The sequence below is a fragment of the Enterococcus quebecensis genome (assembly GCF_001730365.1).
GTDB lineage: Bacteria > Bacillota > Bacilli > Lactobacillales > Enterococcaceae > Enterococcus_L > Enterococcus_L quebecensis.
This window is the reverse complement of record NZ_MIKB01000001.1, coordinates 586274-610928: the sequence shown is the minus strand read 5'-3', so window position 1 is coordinate 610928 and position 24655 is coordinate 586274. Positions and strand designations below refer to the sequence as shown.

Here is a 24655-nt window from a genome sequence, read left to right as displayed (position 1 = left end):
TTTAAAAGAAAGAGTCACGTCAAAGCTGTCTAGCTTTGTTCAGACCTAGTAACTTGAAATAAACATACCACCAGCTACTACTTTCTATTTAAAAAACGAGCTATTTCGGATTCTCTATCTTCTTCAAAATCTCCCCATCTCAACCTCTAAATAGCAAAATTAAACTATTTATTCCAATAGATATTTCTCATTCCTATAAGAAACCAAACTCCGTAGTATGCAAAGTTGAAAATTATGATATAATTGTATTGATATCGGTGTAATGAACACCCAAACGAAGAGTAATCAGCTTTTATAAGCGATTTTTCGTACTAGGGAAAGTTGGGGGACTATGGCAATTCCAAAAGAAGGTGAATTTGTAACGATCCAAAGTTACAAACACGACGGACATTTGCATCGAACATGGCGAGATACTATGGTATTAAAAACAAGTGAGTATTCCTTGATTGGCGTGAACGATCATACTTTGGTGACAGAGTCTGATGGGCGTCGTTGGGTGACTCGAGAACCTGCTATTGTTTATTTTCATAAAAAATACTGGTTCAACATAATAGCGATGATTAGAGAAAAGGGGGTTTCTTATTACTGCAATCTAGCGTCACCTTATCTTTTAGACGATGAAGCATTGAAGTATATCGATTATGATTTGGATATCAAGGTTTTTCCTGATGGGGAGAAACGTTTGTTAGATGTGGATGAATATGAATTTCACAGTAAGATTATGGAGTATCCAGAAGATATTGATTTTATTCTAAAAGAAAATGTTAAGACATTAGTAGATTGGATTAATAATGAAAAAGGCCCATTTTCCGATGCTTATGTAGATATTTGGTATCAGCGTTATCTAGAGTTATCGAAGAAATAGCCAATGTAAGATGTTAAATGAAAATAAAAAAAGTAAAACTTTATGAAGTTTTACTTTTTTTTATTTTATTATGGAATATAAATAATTCTTAATGGTATAATTATTTTTTAGAATGGGAGGAATTGATATGAAAAAGAAATTGAGGTTGTTGTTAAACGGTTGTGGTATTGTGGCTCTAGTGTTTGCTGCTTTTATGTTTGGGAAAAGCAATCTAGCAGATGAGCGTAAGGTTTATATTGCCTCTGAGAGAGCGAGGCAAACAATTGTAAGTTTAATCGGGGAAGAAGTCCCAGATGAACTTCCAACGGTAAAACAAATGGAAAGTATTGATGAAACTTATTTAACTATACATGGGAGTTCTCTTGAAGGAGTGGAACATCTTACTAAATTAGAGGCGATTAACTATTATCCTGATGAAAGTGGTGCTCTTATTGACTTACGTCCGCTTGGGAAGATGAAGAACTTGAAAAGTATAGATAATTATTCCCATCGAACTGATGATAAAGCAACTGAAATGGTGCAAGATATTTCTTTTTTAGCAAATTTGGATAAATTGGAAGTACTTCGATTAAATCATTTTCCGGTTCTAGATTTAACACCGCTCTCTAATTTGAAAAAGTTAAAACTTGTTCAGCTAAATTCAATGATAACAGCACCTACGGCAGTGGTAGAAAAGGAATCTAAAAAAATAATGTTCGGCCATCCTGTGAAATACTCTTCTCAATTTAACAATGCTGTGAAAAAAACATACGTATCCGGTGCGGAAAAAGTAGAAATTGAAAATGATATCATCACTATCCATAATATTATGGATAAAGAAGAGGTGATTACTGTGTCTATTTCTGCTATATCGAAGACAGAGGATGGAAACTATTATAATTATAATCTTAACTACGTAATTCCTCTAATCTGGAAATAAGTTTAAATCATAAAGAATTCAATTAGCTAAATTTGGCAGTTTTGGTTTAAAGAAAGTGATAGTATAATAGCGATAAACAATAGCTAAAAAAATGAAAAATAAGACCTATTTTGTACTTTCTATACTTTAAAGTAGAATTACAAAATAAGTCTTTTTTATGATTTTCGTATCGTCGAATAATAACTCATTAGGGGCATGTTTGAAGCTTTTTATTTTTTGATAAAAAATTATATAGATTTATTCATTTTATAATGCTCAATATCGGCATCTAGAAATTTTTCCCCTTCTGTTACATAGCCCATTCTTTCATAAAAGCCAAGTGCTGTTGTTTGAGCGCCTAAAGTGATGGTATTGTAGCCTTGTTTTTTAGAAAAAAGTTCAGCATTTTCAACGATTAACCGACCATAGTCTTTTCCACGGAATTCTTTTTGAACTGCCATACGTTGTAATTTTATCATACCATTTTCAAGTGGCAATAGTCGGCAAGTGGCAATTACTTCATTGTTATCACCATACAAAACAAAATGAATACAGGCAGCTTCATACTTATCAATTTCGATTTCACTAGGAACGCCTTGTTCCATCATAAATACTTGATGACGGATAGAAAGAGCATCTAAATAGATATCGCTCATGGTATCTTTAGTTTTAACAATTTTCATTTAGCACCTCAATCATAATTATTTTGTTTATTATACATCAAATAATTGCTCAAAAGAAGTTTTCTTCTTTATTAGAATTTCAAGAAAGGATATGTCTATTGTTTGTAAAAATACTAGTAGCAGTGTAAATTATAAATAACGAAAAAAGAAAGGCTGTGGCAATTATGAATACAGATGAAATTGTACAAAAAGTGAAAGATTTAATTGGTGAAGGGAACTTTGAAAAAGCGAAGCAGTTCCTTGAAGAACACAAAGATGAGATTGGCGAGCAATATGAAAAATTAAAAGGAATGATTCCTGATATTGATGCTGGTGGATTGGCTGATAAAGTAAAAGGCTTTTTTAAAAAATAAACACATCGTTATTATTTAAACTATTTCTTTAAACATCCGTAGCTATAAGTGGCGGGTGTTTTTTTATAATCTAATGACGAGAAAATGTTATTATATAAAATAGGTACTAAGATGTATTGCTATCTTATTTAGAAAAAGTTATGCTAAAATCTACTAACAAGCAATTATTATTTTTATGGAAAAATATAAATTATTGCTATCAAAGGAGGAACATTTTTGTTTGAAAAATTAAGACAGTCAAAATTATTTTTTTGGTCCGCAGAGCTGTTGGTTATCGCTACCTTGATTTTTGTCTCAACGAAAATTAATTTTCTATTTACCCCAATTGGGACATTTTTCTCGACATTATTTGCACCCGTTTTAGTAGCTGGATTTCTTTATTATATTTTAAACCCAATTGTCAATTTGTTTATGAAAGCTAAGATAAAGAGGACCTATGCTGTGCTGCTAGTTTTATTGATTTTAGTAGTAGCAGTAGTTTTGATTCTTGTCAGTGTCATCCCTAAGTTAGCTTCTCAGTTAGCTAGTTTAGCTTCAAACATGCCGACAGTTTTCAGTAATGTGGAAACGTGGATCTATAAAATGGCAGAACTGCCTTTGTTTAAAGAGGTTGATTTAACCAGTTATATTGAGAAATTGGATATTTCTTATGGAAAGATTATTCAACAGTTCTTAAGTGGTTTGTCTACTAGTTTAGGATCAGTTGTTTCAACAGTTGCTTCTACAACGATTGTTATTTTTACTGCACCATTTATCTTGTTCTACATGCTAAAAGATGGCAATCGACTGGTTCCAGGAATTAAACGCTTTTTACCTGAGAATCGTCAGGAAAGCATTGCTGAATTATTGGAAAAAATCAATAAAACATTGGCGAACTATATCAGTGGACAAGCAATTGAGTGTTTATTCGTAGGTACGTTTACTGCGATTGGTTACTCTTTAATTGGCGTACGGTATGCCTTTTTATTCGGTGTGATCGCAGGTTTCACTAACTTGATTCCTTATCTTGGACCATATCTAGGGTTGGCACCAGCAGTTTTTGTCACTGTGTTTGATGAGCCAATCAAAGCTCTATTTTGTTGTGTCATTGTTTTAGTAGTACAGCAAATTGATGGAAATATCATTTATCCAAACGTAATCGGAAAGTCATTGCAAATCCATCCATTAACAATCATCATTGTTCTACTTGTTGCTGGTAATATTGCGGGACTTCTAGGTATTTTCTTAGGTGTTCCATTCTATGCAATTGCTAAAACGATCGTTATCCATGTAGTCGGAATGATTAGGGAAAGTAAAAGTGAAAAAATTGTGTTGGCCAGTGAAGGTAATGACTTGTCAATGAAGGGAAAATGACAATCGAATATTGAAATTATTCATTGTTTGTGATACGATTTTAACGTGGCTACTCAAAGTGGTCACGTTTTTTATCACATTGATTAGTAAATAGTTTATTACTAAATGAAAATGGAAAATGAAATATAGGGTTTTCCGAATAACTTTTAAGAGGAGAGAGTGTACATTATGAATGCTGACCCCGAGAGTCAGTCGCTTATCGCGCAAATTTTATTATTGGTCGTATTAACATTGATCAATGCATTTCTTGCTGCATCAGAGATCGCAGTAGTTTCTGTAAATAAGAATCGAGTCGAACAAAAAGCAGAAGAAGGAGATGCAAAGGCGAAGAAGCTATTAAAGATTTTGCAAGATCCTACAAGCTTTCTATCAACGATCCAAGTAGGTATCACCTTAGTCAATATTTTATCTGGAGCGTCTTTAGCTGATTCATTATCAGCAAGATTGGCACCGATTCTTGGTGGCGGAGCTGCTGCAAAAAATATTGCTAACATTATTATATTAGCTTTATTGACTTATGTTTCAATTGTTTTTGGTGAATTATATCCAAAACGGATTGCTATGAATAAATCAGAAGAAGTAGCTCAAGCTACATCGGGATTTGTACGTATTATAGGATTTGTCGCCCGTCCATTCGTTTGGTTGTTATCTGCTTCAACGGATTTGCTTTCAAGGCTTACACCGATGAAATTTGATGATGCTGATTCAAAAATGACACGTGACGAAATGCGTTATATGTTAGAATCAGAGGGTGTTTTAGACAATGATGAATTAGAAATGCTTCAAGGTGTCTTCTCCTTAGATACAAAAGTTGCCCGTGAAGTAATGGTTCCTCGTACAGATGCTTTTATGATTAATATTGAAGATGACATTCATGAAAATATCGATGCAGTTTTATCAGAAAATTTTTCAAGAATTCCCGTTTATAACGAGGATAAAGATAAAATTGTCGGTGTTCTTCATACTAAAAACTTGCTAAAAGCAGCACATAAATTAGGTTTTGACAAGATCCAATTAAAAAATATCATCCAAGAGCCATTGTTTGTTCCTGAAACGATTTTTATAGATGATTTACTATATGAACTGAAAAGAACCCAAAATCAAATGGCTATTTTGCTAGATGAATATGGCGGTGTCGTTGGTTTAGCTACTTTAGAAGATTTGTTAGAGGAAATTGTTGGTGAGATCGATGACGAGACGGATGAAGTAGAAAACTTATATTCTAAGATTAGTGAACATGAATATTTGATTCAAGGAAGAATGCTAATCGATGAATTCAACGAAGTATTCGGAACCGATCTGCATATGAGTGATGTGGATACGATGGCAGGTTACTTGATCACAGCATTAGGTACGATACCTGATGAAGGCGAAAAACTTTCATTTGACGTTGGTAACATCACATTGACCTCTGAAGAAATGGAAGGAACAAGAGTGTTAGCGTTAAAAGTTGTATTCCATGACGAAGAAACTGTTGATGAAGAACCAGAAGAAAATCGTCGCTTTTTCCGTAAAGAGATGGAAGACGACGAACCAAGACGATAAAAATAAAGAAAAGAGATAAATGCTAGCCTAGCATCTATCTCTTTTCTTTTTTATTTAAATCAAATCATCAATCTTCTTATTATGGACAGCTTTGATTGCTTGATAAAGACCAATATATTGTTCATCGTTATCCGCAGAGAAACGAAATACAAAAGAAGGTAAATGACAATCTTCCGGAATTAAATAGGAAGACGTAGCTACAAGGAAATCAAATGAAGAGAACTCAGCTGATCGATAAGCCACTAATTCAACAAAAGGTAATTCTTCTATAAATTTTGTTAAAGGCTGGACGAGTAAGTAATTAGACTCTGCAATCAATGCGATACGGGTTAGATTAGTGGTTTGAAAAGATTCATAAAGAGGAACCAGTAAAGCTGCCAATGTATCTGATAACTGATCTCTATTATTTTTAAGCCAGCTAAAATTTTTCCTTTTTGAAATTTTTTGAAATAATGCTTTGAAATGTGTAAATAATTGATAGTAGGATTCATTTTTTGAATAGCGTGAATGATTAATCGAGTGAAATAATGTTGGAAAAGGTTTTTCAATGATTGTTGTCGAAGAAATAATATTTCCTATATTTCCAAAGAGAACGGGGTGTTTCTCCCAAGAAAAATCATCAGGCATAAATTGTTCACTAAAAAAGGTGCAAAATTCTTTCAATAATTTAGTCGCTGAATTTTGTTGATTTTCCAAATATGAGTTTAATAATGTTAGACGATGCTCATTTTTTCTGAAAAAGTTAGGTGTAGTAATTAACAAGATTGAGGCAAATTGACCTTCAGCTTCCAATGTTTTTCTATCCTTAATCAAGTAATGAAAGAAGGCTTTCACATAGGCTGTATTGACTGGAATATAAGGAGCAATTGTTGTTTTTTCTGTCAGAATGTTGCCAGATTTCACTCGTAGATAAATAATATCTAGCATGAGTGTAAGTTGCTTATTGGCAAGTTTGTTCCTTGAGAAGCAAGCCATATTAACGTATATAATGTTATTCGTATCACTCGTTCATCACCGTAAAGGTTCAATTTAGAAGCATTCATTTTAATATTAAATTGCTTAAAGTAACTACTTAGTAATTTTGATTTACGAACAACGGTTGTCCTACTGTGATAATTTTTCTCACAAAATTCAGTTAAATTATCATTGGGATAAAAAAGAATTGAAACTAATAATTGATAAGGAATACTTTGGGTAATTAGATATTGATAATATCTATCATAAGAAATATCTTGCTTATATCGAACGCCATTTGTCTGAAGTATCTCTGTTTTTGTTCCAGTCATTTTAGTTAAATCCTGTTGAATAAGTTCTAGAAGATAAACCACCCGACTGTAAGAATAGTCCAGTTTACTTTCAAAAAAATTGATACTGTGTTCCTTGCTGGAAAAAGTAGTCAATAATTTGAACAATGTTAATTTACGCTTGGCAGTGTCTTCCAACATCATTGCTTCTAGCATTTTTTTCCTCCTTCAAGGGATATTTGTCAATAAAGTAAAAAGTCTGATTCTTTTTTGAATAATTCTTGGAAAAGCTAATCATTTAATAACGCCTGTAATTGATTGATATCCAGATTATAAGGTGTTTAATATCAATAGATAACGAAATGGAAATAATGATACATAATTAGGTTAAAAAATGTACTCATTTGCACAATCAAATAGCTGACTATATACTGGACTTAGTTAAGTGTAAACAAATCTTAATGATTCTGCTAATTTTTAGCAAATAATTATTAAGAACTAAATCTTCCCCAATTGTTAGAGATCAAGACAAACTTCTTTGAATTTTGTTTTGGTCTCTTTAATTTTTATAAGAACTTGACTAAAGACTTTGAAAATCAAGGTAATTCCATGATATACTAGTTTAGTTGAAGAATAAAGAATAGGGAGAATTTTCAGATGTAAACATTCTTTTAAATAGATCTTAAAAAACAAATAAAATATTTTCAAGTGAAAAATAATAATAGATTGGAGCAACAAATGAATAATCCGCATTTAAAAGAACAAGTAGATAGCCGTAGAACGTTTGCTATTATTTCCCATCCAGATGCTGGGAAAACAACAATTACTGAACAACTTTTATTATTTGGAGGAGCGATTCGCCAAGCTGGAACAGTAAAAGGAAAGAAAACTGGAAACTTTGCAAAATCTGACTGGATGGAAATCGAAAAGCAAAGGGGAATCTCTGTAACCAGTTCTGTGATGCAGTTCGACTACGATGGAAAACGAGTAAATATTTTGGACACTCCAGGACATGAGGACTTTTCAGAAGATACGTATCGAACTTTGATGGCTGTAGATAGTGCTGTCATGGTAATTGATAGTGCTAAAGGGATTGAAGCCCAAACCAAGAAATTGTTCCAAGTTGTCAAAAAACGAGGAATTCCGATTTTTACATTTATCAATAAATTAGATAGAGATGGTCGCGAGCCGCTAGAGTTATTGGAAGAATTAGAGGAACTACTAGATATCGAATCTTACCCAATGAACTGGCCAATTGGTATGGGGAAAGGATTGGAAGGTTTATATGATATCTACAACAAGCGTGTAGAAGTGTATCGACCTGAAAATAATAATGGCGAACGATTCATTCCGTTAGTGGATGGCGATATATCAAGTGATCTACCACTTCATAAAGATAGTGTTTACCAACAAGTTTTAGAAGAAGTTGAATTGTTAGTAGAAGCAGGGGACGAATTTGATACAGAAAAAATTGCCCGTGGGGATCAAACACCAGTATTCTTTGGTTCAGCATTAACAAATTTTGGTGTGCAAACAATGTTAGAAACATTTTTACAATTTGCACCGTCACCTTATGCTCATAAGACAGAAGATGGACAAGAAGTTAGTCCTTATGAAGAAGAATTTTCTGGTTTTGTATTTAAGATACAAGCAAATATGAATCCGGCTCATCGTGATCGAATTGCATTCGTTCGAATTTGTTCAGGAACATTTGAACGTGGTATGGATGTGACATTAGGTAGAACTGGCAAGAAAATTAAATTAAGTAATGTTACACAGTTTATGGCGGATTCTAGAGAGAATGTAGAGGAAGCTGTAGCAGGTGATATCATTGGGATTTACGACACAGGGAACTATCAAATTGGAGACACTTTGTTTGAAGGTAAATTAAAAGTACAATATGAAGAGTTGCCTTCATTTACACCAGAGTTATTTATGAAAGTCAGTGCTAAAAATGTAATGAAACAAAAATCATTCCATAAAGGGATCTACCAGCTAGTTCAAGAAGGTGCGATCCAGTTGTACAAAACGTATCTAACAGAAGAATATATCATCGGTGCAGTAGGACAATTGCAGTTCGAAGTGTTCCAACATCGTATGCTGAATGAATATAATGCTGAAGTTGTTATGACACCAATGGGTTCAAAAATCGCTCGTTGGATCGATCCTGCTGATTTAGATGAACGAATGAGTTCTAGTCGGAATATTTTAGCGAGAGACCGTTTCGATCAACCACTATTCTTATTTGAAAACCAATTTGCTATGCGTTGGTTTGCAGATAAATATCCAGATGTTGAATTGAAGAGTTTGATGTAAAAATATGTTGAAATGAATGTTTTACGGCAAATTGTTAGTTGATATTTGCTAATTATTTGTTAGGAGATATTATTTTTATAGAAGCCTCTTTTTATGACGAATTATAAAAAGAGGCTTTTTGTTGAGTGTCTAATACTGCAAAAATCTGTCGTCTACGCGATAGAATTGTAAGTGTCATCTATAAATGAAAACTAGTGGGGTGTGATATCATGAATAGTAAAAAAAGTATGATGTATTTGGCAATTTCTAATTTGTTTTTAGTGTTTTTAGGTGTTGGTCTAGTTATTCCAGTTATGCCGCAACTAAAAGAAGAAATGCATTTTTCTGGCGCAACAATGGGCATGATGATGTCTATTTTTGCTATAACACAATTAATTATCTCACCTATTGCAGGGGTATTGTCAGATCGGATTGGTCGTAAAAAAATGATTGCTACGGGAATGCTTATTTTTTCACTTTCCGAGTTATTATTTGGATTAGCTCAGGCGAAAAATGGTTTTTTTATTTCCAGAGGTTTGGGAGGAGTTGCGGCAGCATTACTCATGCCATCTGTTACTGCATTTGTAGCGGATATGACAACCATCGCGGAACGTTCTAAGGCGATGGGATTAGTTTCGGCAGCGATAAGTGGTGGATTTATTATTGGACCTGGTGTGGGTGGTTTTATTGCATATCTGGGAATTCGGGCTCCCTTTTATGGAGCCGCAATCTTAGCATTCATTGGTTTTATCTTAACGTTGACGGTATTGAAAGAGCCAGAGAAACGGATTCAAGCAGCCGTTGAAGCAAAAAAAGGTTCGTTTATGGATATCTTGAAAAATCCGATATTCACTTCATTATTCATAATAATTTTGATTTCTTCATTTGGCTTACAAGCATTTGAGTCAATTTATAGTATTATGGCAACGATTAACTTTGGCTTCACGACTGGTGAAATTGCTATGGTTGTAACCGTTAGTGGGATTTTAGCACTCATTTGTCAATTGTTTTTCTTTGATGTAATTGTCCAAAAGTTAAGTGAAATAGGATTGATTCAATTAACTTTTTTTGCTAGTTCAATATTCATAGCGGTAATCGCATTTACAAACAACAATCTAGTTGTTATCTTTTCTACTTTTGTCGTATTTTTAGCTTTTGATTTATTTAGACCAGCGGTAACAACGTATTTATCGAAACATGCTGGAGATCAGCAAGGAACGATAAATGGATTGAATTCGACGTTCACAAGTTTTGGTAATATCATAGGACCGATTGCGTCAGGCTACATGTTCGATGTCAATCATTTTTTCCCATATTATGTTTCAGCTGCGATTCTTTTGGGAACTGGATTTTTATCACTTTTTTTAAGTGTAAAAAAAAATAAATAGAAGAAAAACTAGCAACTTAGAATGAGTTAAAAAATAAAAGGAAAGGTGTGGAACTCCCTATGAAGACAATTGCTTCAAGGAGTCCAACACCTTTCCTTTTATCTATTTCTCAATGTAAGTGTGATTTAGTGGTATAGAAATTTCAGTAACGTCTTTTAGCTCAATAATCGAAATTTTTTCCCGATCATATTTTTCCTTAGGAATACGTGTTAAAAAGTACGTTAGCACTTCATTAATTTCTGTTTTTCGAATCGCACGTTTTTTATTAATAATTAATATTTCAGCATGTTGCGTAGCTTCTGTATAAACGACAGTCGTATTGCCGACTGAATAAACTTTAACAAAGTATGCATCGGTATTTTCCAGTTGTTTATTGACTAATTCTTTGTAGCTATTGGTTACATTAACTAATTTCATTTTTATCACCTCGATTTAATTCTTTATTTTTTGACTATAATAATAAAAAACAGAGTATCTAAAGATCGAGAAGAACTAGAGTAGTCTTGCTAAAATTTGTTGTACAATCTATTCATATTTATTATAAATTTTTTTAGCTTAAATAAAAAGGAATTCGTCTTAAAGGACACAAAAAAGTCAATCAGATATTCTGATTGACTTTTTTATTATTCTTCTTCAGGAGTTTCTTCAACGATGTCATTAGGTAAAGAGGGTGTTTCTCCAGTAACGATGATTTTTCCGTCATCATCTAGTTTGGCAATCAGCTGATGCTCTTCAGGATGATCTAAGAAATATTCAGCGATACCGTCTTCAATTTGTTCTTGAATTGTCCGGCGTAATGGACGAGCGCCCATTGCAGGATCGTAACCTAAATCGACTAATTTTTCTTTCACATCAGTTGGTACATCAATCTGAATTTTTTGATGAGCAAGTAAGTCATTGACTTCATCTAACATTAAGCTGACGATATTCATCAAGTTTTCTTTGCTTAAGGCTTTGAATTCAATGATCCCATCAAAACGATTTAAGAATTCAGGTGTAAAGAAGTTGTTTAACTGTCCTAAAACAGATTTTGTCACTCCGTCACGTGCTGCGCCAAAACCGACATTTGCTTCCACATTTCCAGTACCTGCATTACTTGTCATGATAATGATCGTGTCTTTAAAGCTGACTGTTCTACCTTGGGCATCTGTTAAACGACCGTCATCAAGAATTTGCAAGAACATATGCAATACATCTGGATGTGCTTTTTCGATTTCATCTAATAGAATTAAGCTGTATGGATTCCGACGAACTTTTTCAGTTAATTGTCCGGCTTCATCATACCCTACATAACCTGGAGGTGAACCGATCAATTTAGATACACTATGTTTTTCCATGTATTCACTCATGTCAAAACGAATCATCGAATCTTCTGAACCAAATAATTCGTAAGCCAATTGTTTGGCTAATTCTGTTTTTCCCACACCCGTTGGTCCAACAAATAAGAAGGAGCCAATTGGACGATTTTGTTTGCCTAAACCAACTCGGTTACGGCGAATTGCTTTTGATACTTTATTAACAGCATCATCTTGCCCAACTACATGAGCTTTTAAATCGACAGCTAGATTTTTCAATTGTGTTTGTTCTTTTTCTTTCAAATCACCTACAGGAATACCTGTTTTTTGTTCGACGATGGCTTCGATATTTTGTTCGCCGATTACAGGAGTTTCTTCATCGCTGATTTGTTTTTCTTTCATTGCTTGCAGTTTGTTAATTTGATCACGGTAATAAGCCGCTTTTTCAAAATCTTCTTCTGCAGAAGCTTGTTGTTTTTGTTGTTCAGCATCTACTAATTTCTTTTCAATCGTTTTAGGATCCACGATTTGGATTGTTAAATTCATTTTAGAACCAGACTCGTCTAACAAATCGATGGCTTTGTCTGGCAAGAAACGATCTTGAATATAACGATTGGATAAAGTTGCAGCAGCGATAATCGCTTCATCTGTGTATTTCACATGATGATAATCTTCATAACGTTTTTGCAGCCCCTTAAGAATGGCAATCGTTTCGTCTACTGTTGGTTCATCGACACGGACAGGTTGCATCCGGCGTTCCAAAGCAGCATCTTTTTCAATAATACGGTATTCATTCAGCGTAGTTGCGCCAACCATTTGTAGTTCGCCACGTGCTAATGCTGGTTTTAAAATATTCCCTGCATCCATGTTACCATCACCAGCAGAGCCAGCACCCACGATTTCATGAACTTCATCTATAAATAAGATGATATTTTCAGCTTGTTTGATTTCTTCGATTAATTTTTGCATACGTTCTTCAAATTGCCCGCGGATTCCAGTACCTTGAACTAATGAAACTACGTCTAAACGAATGACTTCTTTGTCCAATAGTTTTTGTGGTACATCGCCATCCACGATTTTTTGAGCTAATCCTTCGACAACTGCTGTTTTACCAACACCAGGTTCACCGATCAAGACTGGATTATTTTTAGTACGACGATTTAAGATTTCAATCACACGCTTGATTTCTTCATCACGGCCAACAACAGGATCGATGTCACCATTTTTTGCAGCTTGAGTAATATTAATACCGTACTCGCCTAATAAGCCATTTCCTTGTCCTGCGCCACCTCTTGGAGGTTGTCCTCCATTAAAGCCATTGCCGTCACCAAACTGAGTAGGCGGGACTTGACCGTTAGGATTTCTTTGTTGTTCTTGCATTTGACGGGATAAAGAGCGATATAAATCATCTAAACTTCCAAAACCAAAAGGATCTTGTTGAGACATTGTTGGTTGATTATCATTTGCTTGTGTTTTTAATTTTTGGTAGCAACTTTGGCAGTAATCTAATTGTTTTCTTTGACCATTAACATTTGCATATAAATGAATCGTTGCTGGATTTTGTTGACAATTTTGACAGATCATAGGATATAACACGTCCTTTCAAAATAAGACTAATCATGTATCAAAGTCAGTTATAAAGTCAAATGGTTCGTTGACCATTTTTGACCTTTGAAAATATTATAGCATCTTTTTAGTAAGAATCAAGCAATTGAACTCTGTCTTGTTTCAAAAAAAACAATCAAAAAAACATATTAATTGGGTCTTTATTCTAAATATAATAGAATCTATTATATTTTTGTAAAATTACTGGGGATTGTTTATAAGAACAATAAGCATAATTTAGACAAATATCTCTTTTTGTCATACAATAGCCTCAGTTCAAAAATAAAAGTGAAAGCTGTGATCAATCAATGCACGAAAATCCATTTGAAGCACAAATCAAAGCCTTAAAGGAAGGGGATATCTCTGAACTTATCATAGAACCCAACGATTTTACTAGTTTTAGAGAGATTTGGAAAAATTTGCCCGATCGAATGTCGATTGTCGGGGAAGCCGGATTAAATGGACGAATTATATATCATTATATGAAGGAAGCGGAATAATTGATTATTTTAATTAGATAAAAAATAGGTGAAAAGTGTTGTAACTACTCAAAAAAAATGGTATCTTAAAAATTGAAAGGGTATTATCTAGCTTCTAGTTTCACTTGAAACGTACCAAGAAAGGAAAACCCTAACATAAAAAATTATTTTACTTACGAAGGAGACCGATTCATATGGAAAAGAAAGAATTTCACATTGTAGCAGAAACAGGGATTCACGCTCGTCCAGCTACTTTATTAGTACAAACTGCAAGTAAATTTAACTCAGATATCAACTTAGAATACAAAGGTAAATCTGTTAACCTTAAATCAATCATGGGTGTTATGTCTCTAGGCGTTGGTCAAGGTTCAGACGTAACTATCTCAGTTGATGGTGTAGACGAAGCAGATGCATTAGCTGCAATCGTTGACACAATGAAAAAAGAAGGATTGTCTGAATAATGTCTGAAATGCTAAAAGGAATTGCCGCAAGTGATGGTGTTGCTATTGCTAAAGCTTACCTGTTAGTTCAACCTGATTTGTCTTTCGACAAAAAATCTGTAGATAATGTATCTGCTGAAGAAAGCCGTTTAGATGATGCCTTAGCAAAATCAACGACTGAGTTGCAAGCAATCAGAGAAAAAGCAGCGCAAAGCCTTGGTGAAGAAGAAGCTCAAGTATTTGATGCACATTTAATGGTTTTGTCTGACCCTGAAATGATCGGTCAAATCAAACAAAACATTCAAGATAATAAAGTAAATGCTGAATCAGCATTAAAAGAAGTAACTGATATGTATATCGGTATGTTTGAAGCAATGGATGATAATGCTTACATGCAAGAACGTGCTGCAGATATTCGTGATGTTGCTAAACGTATTTTAGCTCACTTATTAGGTGTTACTCTTCCAAATCCTTCAATGATTAATGAAGAAGTAGTTGTGGTTGCCCATGACTTAACACCAAGTGATACTGCTCAATTAGACCGTACGTATGTAAAGGCATTCGTAACGGATATTGGCGGACGTACCTCTCACTCAGCTATCATGGCTCGTTCTCTTGAAATTCCTGCAATCGTAGGAACAAAAGAAATCACTGCCAAAGTCAAAGAAGGCGACATCTTAGCAGTTAATGGGATCGATGGCGATGTTATCGTTCACCCATCTGACGCTGAAAAAGCTGACTTTGAAGCAAAAGGAAAAGCATACGCTGACCTTAAAGCTGAATGGGAAAAATTAAAACATGCTGAAACAGTAACTGCTGATGGTAAACACATCGAGTTAGCAGCGAACATTGGTACACCTAAAGATTTAGAAGGCGTACACAATAATGGTGCTGAAGCTGTTGGTTTATATCGTACAGAGTTCCTTTACATGGATTCTCCAGATTTCCCAACAGAAGATGAGCAGTATACAGCTTACACAGCAGTTTTAGAAGGTATGAATGGAAAACCTGTTGTGGTTCGTACAATGGATATTGGTGGGGATAAAGAATTACCTTATCTTCAATTACCTCATGAAATGAACCCATTCTTAGGTTACCGTGCATTACGTATTAGTTTATCTGAACGTGGGGACGACATGTTCCGTACGCAAATGCGTGCGTTGCTACGTGCGTCAGTTCATGGTAACTTACGTATCATGTTCCCAATGGTTGCTACTTTGAAAGAATTTAGAGCAGCGAAGAAAATCTTTGAAGAAGAAAAAGCAAAATTAGTTTCTGAAGGAACAAAAGTATCTGATACGATTCAAGTTGGTATTATGATCGAAATTCCTGCAGCAGCTGTAATTGCTGATAAATTCGCCAAAGAGGTTGATTTCTTCAGTATTGGAACAAATGACTTGATCCAATACACAATGGCAGCAGACCGTATGAACGAACGTGTTTCTTACCTATACCAACCATATAACCCATCAATTCTACGTTTGATCAAAAACGTAATTGATGCTTCTCATGCTGAAGGTAAATGGACTGGTATGTGTGGAGAAATGGGCGGAGATCAAATGGCTGTACCTCTATTAGTAGGTATGGGATTAGATGAGTTCTCAATGAGTGCCACATCTATTCTTCAAACTCGTAGCTTGATGAAACGTCTAGATACTAAGAAAATGGCTGAACTTGCAGATCGTGCGTTGAATGACTGCGATACAATGGAAGAAGTTATTGAATTAGTTAAAGAGTATACGAAATAAAATGAATAATGAAACGAAGGTAAAGGATTAGTGATAATTCTTACCTTCGTTTTTTTATTATAGATAATAAAGCATTATCGAATGGAAAAAACCTTTGTGGTAGAAACCACAAAGGAAAAAGTTTACTATCAAAAGTTACTTTTAGTTGGTAGTAAGAAAATTCTTAATTTCATTTTTATAGGTAGGTAAGTCATAGACAATAGAAGTAGGATGACCGGCACCTTCAATTAGTACTAGTTTTTTCTTAGATGCAATCGAAGCATTAAAAATATCTTCTGCCATAGATGTTGGAACGGCAAAGTCTGCATCACCATGAATGATTAATAATGGGATAGTCGACGATGCAGCATCCTTGATGGGAGAGATGTCATCTAATGAAACACCTTGTCTTTTAACTGAAAGATTATTCAATTCTTTTATGATAGGTTCTTTTAAAAAGCCTAATTTTTGTAACATATGTCTGAATAGTTCTGTTAAATCAGAATAACCGCAATCTTCAATTATAGCTGTAACGTTTTTCGGTAAATCTTTCATACTGCCCATCATTAAAGAAAGTGAAGCGCCCATTGAATCGCCAGATATTACAATCTCGGACTCAGCTCCATTAGTATCATTTACTTTGTTTATCCATTCCAAAATATCGTACTTATCTTTTGCACCAAACGAACGAGATTTTATTGTACTTTTACCATGGCCTTGAAGTTCAGGTGCTAATACATTATAGCCAAGGTCGTAAAATACTTTAGCCCAAGCGCCCATGTATAAAGGTTGACTGCTGAACCCATGAATTAATACAACCGTTTTAGTTGTTTTTACTTTGTTTTTTAAATAGTAGGAGCGCAGATCTCCATCATCTTTTTTTATGATCCATTCTTCTTTGGGTATTTCTTGGAACCATTTCAGACCTTCTTTGAATTCTTTTTCATAGGGACCTTTCATTTCGCCACTGTTATCATTTATGTTATTTTCAAAAATATATGGATATAAAATATGTGCAATGGCTTTACCAATGATTCTTGGTGATTTTTCTTTGCTGGACATTAATTTTTTTAACTCAGCTTTATCATTTTCTGAAAGTGAGTTAAAAAGGCTAGTGTCTGTTAGAGAATCTTTGTTACTATTCATGTTTAGTTGAGAATCCATGGTATCAAGTGCTGATTCGCGGACAATGCTAGATTGATCGATAGTATCATTTTCTGCTGCTAGTCCAATAGAACTAGAATGAGAGAGAAAAACAGCACCTACTCCTAGACTTAATAAAAAAAATATTCTTTTTCTCAAAAAAAACAACTCCTTATCTTAATTTACTTACTTGTCTATATCACATAAAAAAATGTTTAATTATGATTTAATGACAAGTAGTTATTATATAATATACACTATTATGTTTAATAAGTTAGTATTATGTATGTTATTTAATCCTATTTGACTTCAAGTTTTATCTTAATCATATCGTGTTTTTAGAATGATATATCATTCTTAAGGTTTGGAATGAAAATTATGTTATGTTATTATAAGAATTAAATTCATACTAAAATCATTCGGAATAGATACCTAAATTATTATATCTATTCTCTACGTAAGAAGTTATCTCTATCTTTTTTGAAAGTAAGACCTACGCTATCAACAAATAAGAAAAAACTGAACTGTAAAAATTTATTAAATGGGATCATTTTTAAGGAATATCTAAAAAGAATGTTGTATAGTTATGGACAAGTAAATATTTAGGAGGCTCATATGAAGCATAAACAAAAAAAACTAGCTGTAGCAATGACAGTACTTTTAATTTCTACAGGTTTATACACTGGAAAAACAGCATTTGCGACACAAGCAAGTACAACGGAAAATACATCAGCAAGCTCTAGCGATACTGAAACCAAAACAACTCAAAGTTCTGAGCAAGCATTGCAAATTAATGCAGTTGCATTAGGAAATGCACTGACACAAGAACAAAAAGATTTTACTTTAAAAGAACTAGGTATTAAAGGAGAAACACCGCAATATACAACGACAGGACAAGATTTGATGAATTTTATTCCTGATGGTGGTTTTACCAAAGAGTGGGCAGTCTATAGTTCTGTTCGAATGGAAACACAGAAAAAAGGGTCAGGAATTTCTGTAGATATTGCCACACCTAAGAATATTACTAAAATTACAGAAGCTCAGTATCAAAATGCCGCTTTGACTGCTGGTATAACAGATGCTAAGTTAACCGTTGCTTCAGCTGTGCCAATTGATGGTTCTGGTGCGTTAGCAGGGGTATACAAAATCGTTGAGGAATCTGGCGGGATCATTAATAAAGATCGTGTAGAAGTTGCCCAAGACGAAATGGGCGTACTATCTAAAATCACAGAAGAAAACAAAGAAAAAGATGGGTACTCCGATAAGGCTTTAAATGCTGCACAAGAGCAAGCTAAAAAAGAATTAGCAGCAAAGACAGCAGATGGGAAGAAATTGACTCAAGAAGACATTCAGCAAACTGTTGAAAATGCATTGAGTAGTCAAGGGATCAAAGACGTTATGACTTCGGATCAGGTGAAGGAATTAACTACATTAATGAGTAATATGAAAGATAAAAATATTTTTGAAGACTTCGTTGGAGAATTAGATTTGTCTAAAGCGAAAGAGCAAATTCAAGAAAAATCTAAAGGTCTTTGGGAGAATATTAAAGGATTTTTCAGTGGACTTTGGGATTCGATTACTGGGAAATAATCTATAATGGATATGAATTGATGAGTTAAAACTATTTTTTAGTTTTGGCTCATTTTTTTATAAAAGGATGAGATAGAACACGTTGAATTTTATTAACGCCACTGAAAATTTAAATAAACGATATAGAAAACTCAGCTTTTTTGCAACTTACCAAAAATCGGACAATTCGCTTTATGAATTGTCCGATTTTTTAGTCTAATTGCTCTAAGATAGATGACTGTTGTACACCCTCTATAGTATTAATAGTTTTTTTAACGTAGTTGTTCGATTGGAATGATGTACGTTACAGAGGGACCATAATGGCGAGGTGAGTGATCTACAGAACGATCTACCACGGTTACAATTAGTTCGCGGACTCTATCGCCTATCTCGTCCCAAATCAATTTATTCCCGTCCAAACGCCATCCAGCTGTTGTACCATTTTTATCAATTTCCAACATAGGACTACCATGAATGTTTTTCGCAGGAATTTCAAATTCAAAAGAGTCTGTATATTGTTGTTTTGGTAAAGAAATATATTGAAATCTGGCGGACCAATGAGGTGTTGTTGTGTCTTCTGACTGTCCATAGGGGTGTATAAAAGACCCATCTGCAATGTCAGAAAAATCATCAATATGATTGTTATTCAAAGTTAAATGTATCAATGTATCGAATGCCGATGTTTTTGCAAGTGCTTTGATAGCATTGTTATCTAGCTGATTGAAATCTAAATGTAAGTTAATTAATCGAGGAGGTAATTCATCTATATTTAACAGTTCACAGATGGGTGTGATATCTTTTATTCGATTATGGCTTAAATAGAATGAGCGTAAAAGCTCGTATTTATCGGCTTTTGTAAAAGGTGTTAAGTCTTCAATATCATTATGTTCTAGACTAAAAGAAGTTACACGTGCAAGATACTGGATACTTTCAATAGATTTAATTTTGTTGTAGGCACCGTGAAAAATCTCGGAAGGTCCACTAGCTAGATCCTCTTTTGTTACAATAGAATCAATTGGTTTACGTAAATATCTTGCAACTGCTGATGCAAAATTAGGATCTGGAAACCACTCTTTAATTTGTTTCGCAGGATCTTTTTCTTGCGGAGAAATTACTGCAATATTATAACGAGCAAGTTCTTTTTCATTCTTATCTAAAATAGCAATTGTCACAGTATCATTAAGATTTTTGATAAAATTTCTAGCTTTAATAACAAAGGAAGTATTACTATTTAACTGGCTATCACCACGTCTTTTTTTATTAACATATAAACGGACTGTATGTGCTTTTTTTAGCCCATTTCCTGATAATTTTCCTGAAATTGAAGTGCTTTCTCCAAGTAAAAAATCGTCAATTGATGCTCTTAAATCAAACGGATTAATCGTAACTGTTGTTCTAGTTAATTCTTTATTCATAAGGGAGCTAACAATTGTTACGGAATCCTCTATTCCAGTAATTTCATCTGAGTCAAGTGGAATCGTAAAGGTCTCATCATTATTGATATCTACGGTTTTTAGCAGTTCATCATCAACAAATAAGGAAACTGAATCAGCTCGATTACCCGCGGTTCCGCTAATTGAGTTATCATGAAGGGTAAAATCGTTTACTGTTAAAATCATCTCTTCAACAATAATGGGAACCAACTGTGACTGAATTTGGTCATTGCCATTTTGACTTCCAAATGCTATGACTTCAACTTTATCCGTTTGTTGCTTAATTAAGTTTTTGGCATCTAACTCAAAAGTACCATCAGAAAAAGGTCTTGTTTTATCAACGAATTCATCATTGATGTGTAACTCAACTCGCTTGATTTTCTTTCCCGTGACTTCTCCAGTAACATATTCATCAATATTTAGGGTAAATGAATCAGGAATAAATTTACCTTCTAGAGAAAAGTTTAATTCAATTGGTGAAGGAAGTGTTTCCTCTGCAAGAACGCTTAAGGGCGTACAAAATGAGGAAGAAACCAAAAAAATACTACCAATAACAAATAATTTTTTTTCATACAATGCTCCTTTTTATTTTATGGTATCAATTATAAATTAAATTATACTTTATGTAAAATTCGTATTCGTAGGGTGTCAAATATGAATTGAGCAAATGCATAAAAAAGTATAGGTTAATTAAAATAAAAGAAACAAAATTATCTTACGTAACTTTCTATAATCGTCATTTTCTCCAAACGACTCATAGTAAGAACATGTTTATTTGCCTGTTCAGTAAGTAAATCGTAATTATCCTTAAAAAGTAGAAATAACGTTGAACAAGCATAAAATTGCTTAACAACTTTTTTCTTATCAATCGGCGTATTCGGATTCGTAAAATACTTCTCCAAAACCACCAACGGTTCTTGCCACGATTGTAGTCGTTCAAGTGTATCTCGAAGGTCAATAATTTCTTGATAGGGAACAGCCTTAATACAAAGTGCAGAATTTTTCATAAGTAAGATCTCCTTTTGTTAATTAACTCAAGCAACAAACAACAATTGAGAAAAAGAAAAACGATAGAGATTACTGCCTCTATCGTTGGTATGACTAAAAGACTACAGCAAGATTCTTCACCCATTTTGAAAAAATTCAAAAACTGTCTAGAAATTCTTACAAAAATTAGGTACAATAAAGAAGCTAGTGCTACGGTACTAGTAATCAGGCAACTTGGATAGATAGGTCGTTCTGTCTATTCAGGGCTTCATTTACTGGGTGGTACCGGTAAGTGAAGTGCCTATTTTGCTTTGAATCACTGCGATGGGCAATAAGACAGTGCAGATGATGAAAAGTGCAAGGTGAATAAAATGAATGTTGTCATCCTATTGTCATTTCTTTTTCTCAAATTTTATAGGATAGAAACAAAAAAACGACTACAGTTTACCTGCAATCGTTGGCAATAGGCAAGACAAAGAGGCATTATTTTTACTCGTCTGTACTTAAAAGGAGAAGGTTGGTAGTCTTCTGGTATACAGAGGAATGTAAAAATAAGAAAATGACTTACACCATTGGCGATTTGCTTAAGCAGGTCGTTCTGTTTAATCAAGACTTCGCTGGTTTGGGTGGTAGCCATACCAAGAAGTGCCAAATATTTATTTTTATCGTTAGAAGAAACAACATCCAATCCGCTCATTTCTGGCTAAGTGAACCTCTGCTACTCTTCTTTGTTAATTATTTCTATCCTATGGCTATAAGTATACCCAAAGAAACAACTGTTCGCAATATAAAATCTCAGATTTATTGATTAAATAACACTAAAGAACCTCTCTCTTATATATAAAGAAAAATAACAAAACTTTTTTATTTCTTCACTTCTGAAAGTTTGTTATTTCTTACATAATTCTGTAAATCACCATAAGTTGAAATAGAATGTGAAATCAAATGAATGATATGTTCTCTCTCCGGATTATTCAAAAATTATTATATATACATATTGAAAAAATATTATTTATATTATAAAAATGAATGACTATTTATAATATATTTGTTATCATGTGAATGAAACTATTGTTTGGAGGGATAAAAATGGGTAGAAAAGTATTTGTCAGTCATTGTTACAAAGATCGACGTTATGCGGATATATTTGTACAGTTGTTGAAAAAGTTTGGTTTTCGTGAAGAGGATATTTTTTACAGTTCTAGTCCTGAAACAGGTGTGAAGCCTGGTGAACAAATTTTTGATCGTTTGAAAAAAGAATTAGAGGATAGTCCGATTGTTCTTTATTTTTTATCAGACAATTATTACCAAAGTGTTCCTTGTTTGAATGAAATGGGTGCTTCTTGGATTACAACAGATATACATTATCCAATAGCATTACCACATTTTTCACCGAGTAAGATCAAAGGAGCGATTGGTTCCGATCGTCTAGCTCTGCTGTTAAATAAAGAGTTAGATGCAATACAAGTTTGTGATTTAGTAAGTACTATCCGTGAACAAGCAGGAGTTGTCTTGCCAGATGAATTGAAGTATCGAGAAATTGAAAGTGTTAAACCAAGTTTCGATAAGCTGAAGCATTATATTCAGATGGAAGATTATTTGATTCCAGATGAGGATGGCGTATTTGAAACAATGCTTTGTGAAGAGCGAGTAATAAAAAGTGAAAAAAAAGATCAATATGCTTGCTTTAAATTAAGTAAACCAATTGCTAAAAATTTTATTGATGTAGAAAAAATGTCAAAAAAAGACAATCACTGGTTATTTTTCAACAAGAGCTGGGGAAATTTTGAATCTGGAGATACTGTTCAATTTAAGTTAAATGAAGAAGCCCCTTATTTTGGTGAAAGATTTTTTAAAGATATAGGAAAATGCAAAAATATCTATGTTTCTCATTTGGAAAAAATTGAGTAACTACTAAAAATTGGAGGCTGTCTCAATGATGCAATGGAATCGATTGGTAGGAACATTCAGAATTTCTTTAAAAAGTGACAAAGTGTGGCCTAATGATAAATTAAATCATAAAAATTACCTTTTAGACTTGAGTGTTGCTTTTAATAGTGACTATCGTCGGGTGATTAAGAGTGATTCTTTTAGACGATTACAGGATAAGACACAAGTTTTTCCTTTAGAGCGTAATGATTTTGTTCGAACTCGTTTGACTCATAGTTTAGAAGTTGCGATGCATACACGAGATTTATTAATAGGTGTGATTAGTAAATTGAATAAAAAGGGGATTAAAATAGACGAACTAAACGAAAGCTTCCGTTTATTGGAAACAGCAGCGCTTATCCATGATATTGGAAATCCTCCTTTTGGTCATTTTGGTGAAGAAGCGATTCGGATTTGGTTTAGTAAAAAAGGCGAATTACTTCCTTGTTGGTCTTCTTTTACAGAACAGCAAAAAGAAGATTTTTTGAGATTTGAAGGAAATGCCCAAACGATTCGTTTACTCACTAAGCTTCATAATGACAACGGCTCTTCAGAAACTGGGATGAACCTCACTGCTTCAACATTAGATGCAGTTATAAAATATACTGCAGGTGCAGATCAGGTGGATAAGAAGGATTTATTGATGAAGAAAGTTGGCTACTTTTATTCTGAAGAAAAAGTATTTAAAAATATAAAGTTTGTTACTGGAACAACTGGAAATCGCCATCCATTAGTATTTTTGCTTGAAGCAGCAGATGATATTGCTTATACATTTTCTGATATTGAAGATGCCTATAATTATGGTTTATATAGCTACAGAAAATTGAAATCATTTATTGACGAGAAAACTGGAACGAACAGATTTTTAGTCAATGATGGTTCAGAAGCTGCGTCAATACAAGATTTTTTACGTGAAACACAGAAAAAGGTCTATCAAAGTGCAAGTAAAATTTTTGTGGATCATTACGATGAAATCATGTCTGGAACCTTTCATGAAGAAATTATTAATGAAGAATGTGATGAGGTAAAATGTTTTCATGCTTTGAAGGAGTTTTCTTATGAGTATATTTTTCAAACTAAGACCATATTAGATCAAGAAGTTCTTGGATTCAACATCATCAATCGTCTATTAGATGAATTTGTCCCTGTTGTTTTAAAGTATGACAAAGAACCGATGAACAAATATGAAGAGCGTCTATTCAACAACTTTCCTAGAAGTGCTGAAGAGTTGTATAAGAGAGAAACAGAAAGTTGTTCAGAAATAGACAAGGATTATTATCGTTTGAAAATGGCAGTTGATTTTGTTTGTAATATGACTGATGGATACGCAAAAAAATTACATGATACGTTGTTTAATTAGGTTATTCGCTATTTAACATAGAAAAACTCCTCCGAAACAATAAAAGTTTCAGGAGGAGTTCTTC

General features: G+C 33.7%; 21 protein-coding genes. 13 read left to right on the top strand and 8 right to left on the bottom strand.

Features of this window, described 5'->3' with window-relative positions:
- The first annotated feature begins 331 nt into the window (after nucleotides 1-331).
- Nucleotides 332-865, top strand: coding sequence for a biofilm phosphatase Bph (bph, locus tag BCR23_RS02705; protein WP_069633956.1), 534 nt, complete (start codon nucleotides 332-334; stop codon nucleotides 863-865).
- A gap of 127 nt (nucleotides 866-992) precedes the next feature.
- Complete coding sequence (locus BCR23_RS02700) at nucleotides 993-1784, top strand: hypothetical protein (protein WP_069633955.1); 792 nt, start codon at nucleotides 993-995, stop codon at nucleotides 1782-1784.
- A 227-nt stretch (nucleotides 1785-2011) separates the two neighbouring features.
- On the opposite strand, the gene BCR23_RS02695 is transcribed toward BCR23_RS02700, so the two are convergent.
- Nucleotides 2012-2446 (bottom strand): GNAT family N-acetyltransferase, encoded by a 435-nt coding sequence (locus tag BCR23_RS02695; RefSeq protein ID WP_069633954.1) that lies wholly within the window; start codon nucleotides 2444-2446, stop codon nucleotides 2012-2014.
- 164 nt (nucleotides 2447-2610) lie between these two features.
- Between BCR23_RS02695 and BCR23_RS02690 the strand changes: the two genes are divergently transcribed.
- From BCR23_RS02690 to BCR23_RS02680, 3 genes are all read left to right on the top strand, one after another.
- Nucleotides 2611-2799, top strand: coding sequence for a hypothetical protein (locus BCR23_RS02690; RefSeq protein ID WP_069633953.1), 189 nt, complete (start codon nucleotides 2611-2613; stop codon nucleotides 2797-2799).
- A 216-nt stretch (nucleotides 2800-3015) separates the two neighbouring features.
- Nucleotides 3016-4152: an AI-2E family transporter gene (locus BCR23_RS02685; protein WP_069633952.1), complete on the top strand. Its 1137-nt coding sequence runs from the start codon at nucleotides 3016-3018 to the stop codon at nucleotides 4150-4152.
- A 168-nt stretch (nucleotides 4153-4320) separates the two neighbouring features.
- Nucleotides 4321-5697, top strand: a complete 1377-nt coding sequence (locus tag BCR23_RS02680; protein ID WP_069633951.1) for a hemolysin family protein — start codon at nucleotides 4321-4323, stop codon at nucleotides 5695-5697.
- A 54-nt stretch (nucleotides 5698-5751) separates the two neighbouring features.
- Here BCR23_RS02680 and BCR23_RS14890 read toward each other — a convergent pair whose 3' ends face one another.
- The gene (locus BCR23_RS14890) at nucleotides 5752-6624 is read right to left on the bottom strand and encodes a hypothetical protein (protein ID WP_240482517.1); all 873 of its coding nucleotides are present in this window, start codon (nucleotides 6622-6624) and stop codon (nucleotides 5752-5754) included.
- Nucleotides 6618-7157, bottom strand: a complete 540-nt coding sequence (locus BCR23_RS14885; RefSeq protein ID WP_240482516.1) for a helix-turn-helix domain-containing protein — start codon at nucleotides 7155-7157, stop codon at nucleotides 6618-6620. Before BCR23_RS14885 ends, BCR23_RS14890 begins: the two co-directional genes overlap by 7 nt.
- Nucleotides 7158-7679: 522 nt before the next feature.
- Here BCR23_RS14885 and BCR23_RS02670 point away from each other — a divergent pair.
- Together BCR23_RS02670 and BCR23_RS02665 are read left to right on the top strand one after the other, a co-directional pair.
- Nucleotides 7680-9257 carry a peptide chain release factor 3 gene (locus BCR23_RS02670; protein WP_069633950.1) on the top strand — a complete coding sequence of 526 codons (1578 nt, stop codon included), beginning with the start codon at nucleotides 7680-7682 and terminating at the stop codon, nucleotides 9255-9257.
- Nucleotides 9258-9466: 209 nt separating this feature from the next.
- Entirely contained in the window at nucleotides 9467-10624 is a 1158-nt protein-coding gene (locus tag BCR23_RS02665) for an MFS transporter (protein ID WP_069633949.1), read from the top strand.
- A gap of 102 nt (nucleotides 10625-10726) precedes the next feature.
- Here BCR23_RS02665 and BCR23_RS02660 read toward each other — a convergent pair whose 3' ends face one another.
- Both BCR23_RS02660 and BCR23_RS02655 read right to left on the bottom strand, forming a co-directional pair.
- Complete coding sequence (locus BCR23_RS02660; RefSeq protein ID WP_069633948.1) at nucleotides 10727-11041, bottom strand: DUF1827 family protein; 315 nt, start codon at nucleotides 11039-11041, stop codon at nucleotides 10727-10729.
- 206 nt (nucleotides 11042-11247) lie between these two features.
- Entirely contained in the window at nucleotides 11248-13503 is a 2256-nt protein-coding gene (locus tag BCR23_RS02655; RefSeq protein WP_069633947.1) for an ATP-dependent Clp protease ATP-binding subunit, read from the bottom strand.
- Between the two features lie 329 nt (nucleotides 13504-13832).
- Here BCR23_RS02655 and BCR23_RS02650 point away from each other — a divergent pair, with 329 nt between their 5' ends.
- The 3 genes from BCR23_RS02650 to ptsP all read left to right on the top strand — a co-directional run bounded on the left by BCR23_RS02650 (nucleotide 13833) and on the right by ptsP (nucleotide 16191).
- The gene (locus BCR23_RS02650; RefSeq protein WP_069633946.1) at nucleotides 13833-14024 is read left to right on the top strand and encodes a hypothetical protein; all 192 of its coding nucleotides are present in this window, start codon (nucleotides 13833-13835) and stop codon (nucleotides 14022-14024) included.
- Between the two features lie 173 nt (nucleotides 14025-14197).
- The gene (locus tag BCR23_RS02645; RefSeq protein WP_010773230.1) at nucleotides 14198-14464 is read left to right on the top strand and encodes a phosphocarrier protein HPr; all 267 of its coding nucleotides are present in this window, start codon (nucleotides 14198-14200) and stop codon (nucleotides 14462-14464) included.
- Nucleotides 14464-16191, top strand: a complete 1728-nt coding sequence (gene ptsP, locus BCR23_RS02640; protein WP_069633945.1) for a phosphoenolpyruvate--protein phosphotransferase — start codon at nucleotides 14464-14466, stop codon at nucleotides 16189-16191. Before BCR23_RS02645 ends, ptsP begins: the two co-directional genes overlap by 1 nt.
- 141 nt (nucleotides 16192-16332) lie before the next feature.
- On the opposite strand, the gene BCR23_RS02635 is transcribed toward ptsP, so the two are convergent.
- Nucleotides 16333-17472, bottom strand: coding sequence for an alpha/beta hydrolase (locus tag BCR23_RS02635; protein ID WP_069633944.1), 1140 nt, complete (start codon nucleotides 17470-17472; stop codon nucleotides 16333-16335).
- 456 nt (nucleotides 17473-17928) lie between these two features.
- Here BCR23_RS02635 and BCR23_RS02630 point away from each other — a divergent pair, with 456 nt between their 5' ends.
- A complete protein-coding gene (locus BCR23_RS02630; RefSeq protein ID WP_083241863.1) occupies nucleotides 17929-18903 on the top strand; it encodes a DUF1002 domain-containing protein in 975 nt (324 codons plus the stop codon).
- A 251-nt stretch (nucleotides 18904-19154) separates the two neighbouring features.
- On the opposite strand, the gene BCR23_RS02625 is transcribed toward BCR23_RS02630, so the two are convergent.
- Nucleotides 19155-20891, bottom strand: a complete 1737-nt coding sequence (locus BCR23_RS02625) for an immunoglobulin-like domain-containing protein (RefSeq protein WP_069633943.1) — start codon at nucleotides 20889-20891, stop codon at nucleotides 19155-19157.
- Between the two features lie 134 nt (nucleotides 20892-21025).
- The gene (locus BCR23_RS02620) at nucleotides 21026-21322 is read right to left on the bottom strand and encodes a hypothetical protein (RefSeq protein WP_069633942.1); all 297 of its coding nucleotides are present in this window, start codon (nucleotides 21320-21322) and stop codon (nucleotides 21026-21028) included.
- A gap of 1069 nt (nucleotides 21323-22391) precedes the next feature.
- Between BCR23_RS02620 and BCR23_RS02610 the strand changes: the two genes are divergently transcribed.
- The gene (locus BCR23_RS02610) at nucleotides 22392-23213 is read left to right on the top strand and encodes a toll/interleukin-1 receptor domain-containing protein (protein ID WP_069633940.1); all 822 of its coding nucleotides are present in this window, start codon (nucleotides 22392-22394) and stop codon (nucleotides 23211-23213) included.
- 25 nt (nucleotides 23214-23238) lie between these two features.
- Entirely contained in the window at nucleotides 23239-24591 is a 1353-nt protein-coding gene (locus BCR23_RS02605; RefSeq protein WP_083241861.1) for a deoxyguanosinetriphosphate triphosphohydrolase, read from the top strand.
- The last annotated feature ends 64 nt before the right edge of the window (nucleotides 24592-24655 follow it).

Excerpts from the sequence above, each read along its gene's own strand:
- BCR23_RS02645 (WP_010773230.1), top strand. The coding sequence starts at position 14,198 with ATGGAAAAGAAAGAATTTCACATTGTAGCAGAAACAGGGATTCACGCT.
- bph (WP_069633956.1), top strand. The coding sequence starts at position 332 with ATGGCAATTCCAAAAGAAGGTGAATTTGTAACGATCCAAAGTTACAAA.
- BCR23_RS02680 (WP_069633951.1), top strand. The coding sequence starts at position 4,321 with ATGAATGCTGACCCCGAGAGTCAGTCGCTTATCGCGCAAATTTTATTA.
- BCR23_RS02620 (WP_069633942.1), bottom strand. The coding sequence starts at position 21,322 with ATGAAAAATTCTGCACTTTGTATTAAGGCTGTTCCCTATCAAGAAATT.
- BCR23_RS02700 (WP_069633955.1), top strand. The coding sequence starts at position 993 with ATGAAAAAGAAATTGAGGTTGTTGTTAAACGGTTGTGGTATTGTGGCT.
- BCR23_RS02670 (WP_069633950.1), top strand. The coding sequence starts at position 7,680 with ATGAATAATCCGCATTTAAAAGAACAAGTAGATAGCCGTAGAACGTTT.
- BCR23_RS02690 (WP_069633953.1), top strand. The coding sequence starts at position 2,611 with ATGAATACAGATGAAATTGTACAAAAAGTGAAAGATTTAATTGGTGAA.
- BCR23_RS02650 (WP_069633946.1), top strand. The coding sequence starts at position 13,833 with ATGCACGAAAATCCATTTGAAGCACAAATCAAAGCCTTAAAGGAAGGG.
- BCR23_RS02695 (WP_069633954.1), bottom strand. The coding sequence starts at position 2,446 with ATGAAAATTGTTAAAACTAAAGATACCATGAGCGATATCTATTTAGAT.
- BCR23_RS14890 (WP_240482517.1), bottom strand. The coding sequence starts at position 6,624 with ATGCTAGATATTATTTATCTACGAGTGAAATCTGGCAACATTCTGACA.
- BCR23_RS02630 (WP_083241863.1), top strand. The coding sequence starts at position 17,929 with ATGAAGCATAAACAAAAAAAACTAGCTGTAGCAATGACAGTACTTTTA.
- BCR23_RS02605 (WP_083241861.1), top strand. The coding sequence starts at position 23,239 with ATGATGCAATGGAATCGATTGGTAGGAACATTCAGAATTTCTTTAAAA.
- ptsP (WP_069633945.1), top strand. The coding sequence starts at position 14,464 with ATGTCTGAAATGCTAAAAGGAATTGCCGCAAGTGATGGTGTTGCTATT.
- BCR23_RS14885 (WP_240482516.1), bottom strand. The coding sequence starts at position 7,157 with ATGCTAGAAGCAATGATGTTGGAAGACACTGCCAAGCGTAAATTAACA.
- BCR23_RS02655 (WP_069633947.1), bottom strand. The coding sequence starts at position 13,503 with ATGATCTGTCAAAATTGTCAACAAAATCCAGCAACGATTCATTTATAT.
- BCR23_RS02665 (WP_069633949.1), top strand. The coding sequence starts at position 9,467 with ATGAATAGTAAAAAAAGTATGATGTATTTGGCAATTTCTAATTTGTTT.
- BCR23_RS02610 (WP_069633940.1), top strand. The coding sequence starts at position 22,392 with ATGGGTAGAAAAGTATTTGTCAGTCATTGTTACAAAGATCGACGTTAT.
- BCR23_RS02660 (WP_069633948.1), bottom strand. The coding sequence starts at position 11,041 with ATGAAATTAGTTAATGTAACCAATAGCTACAAAGAATTAGTCAATAAA.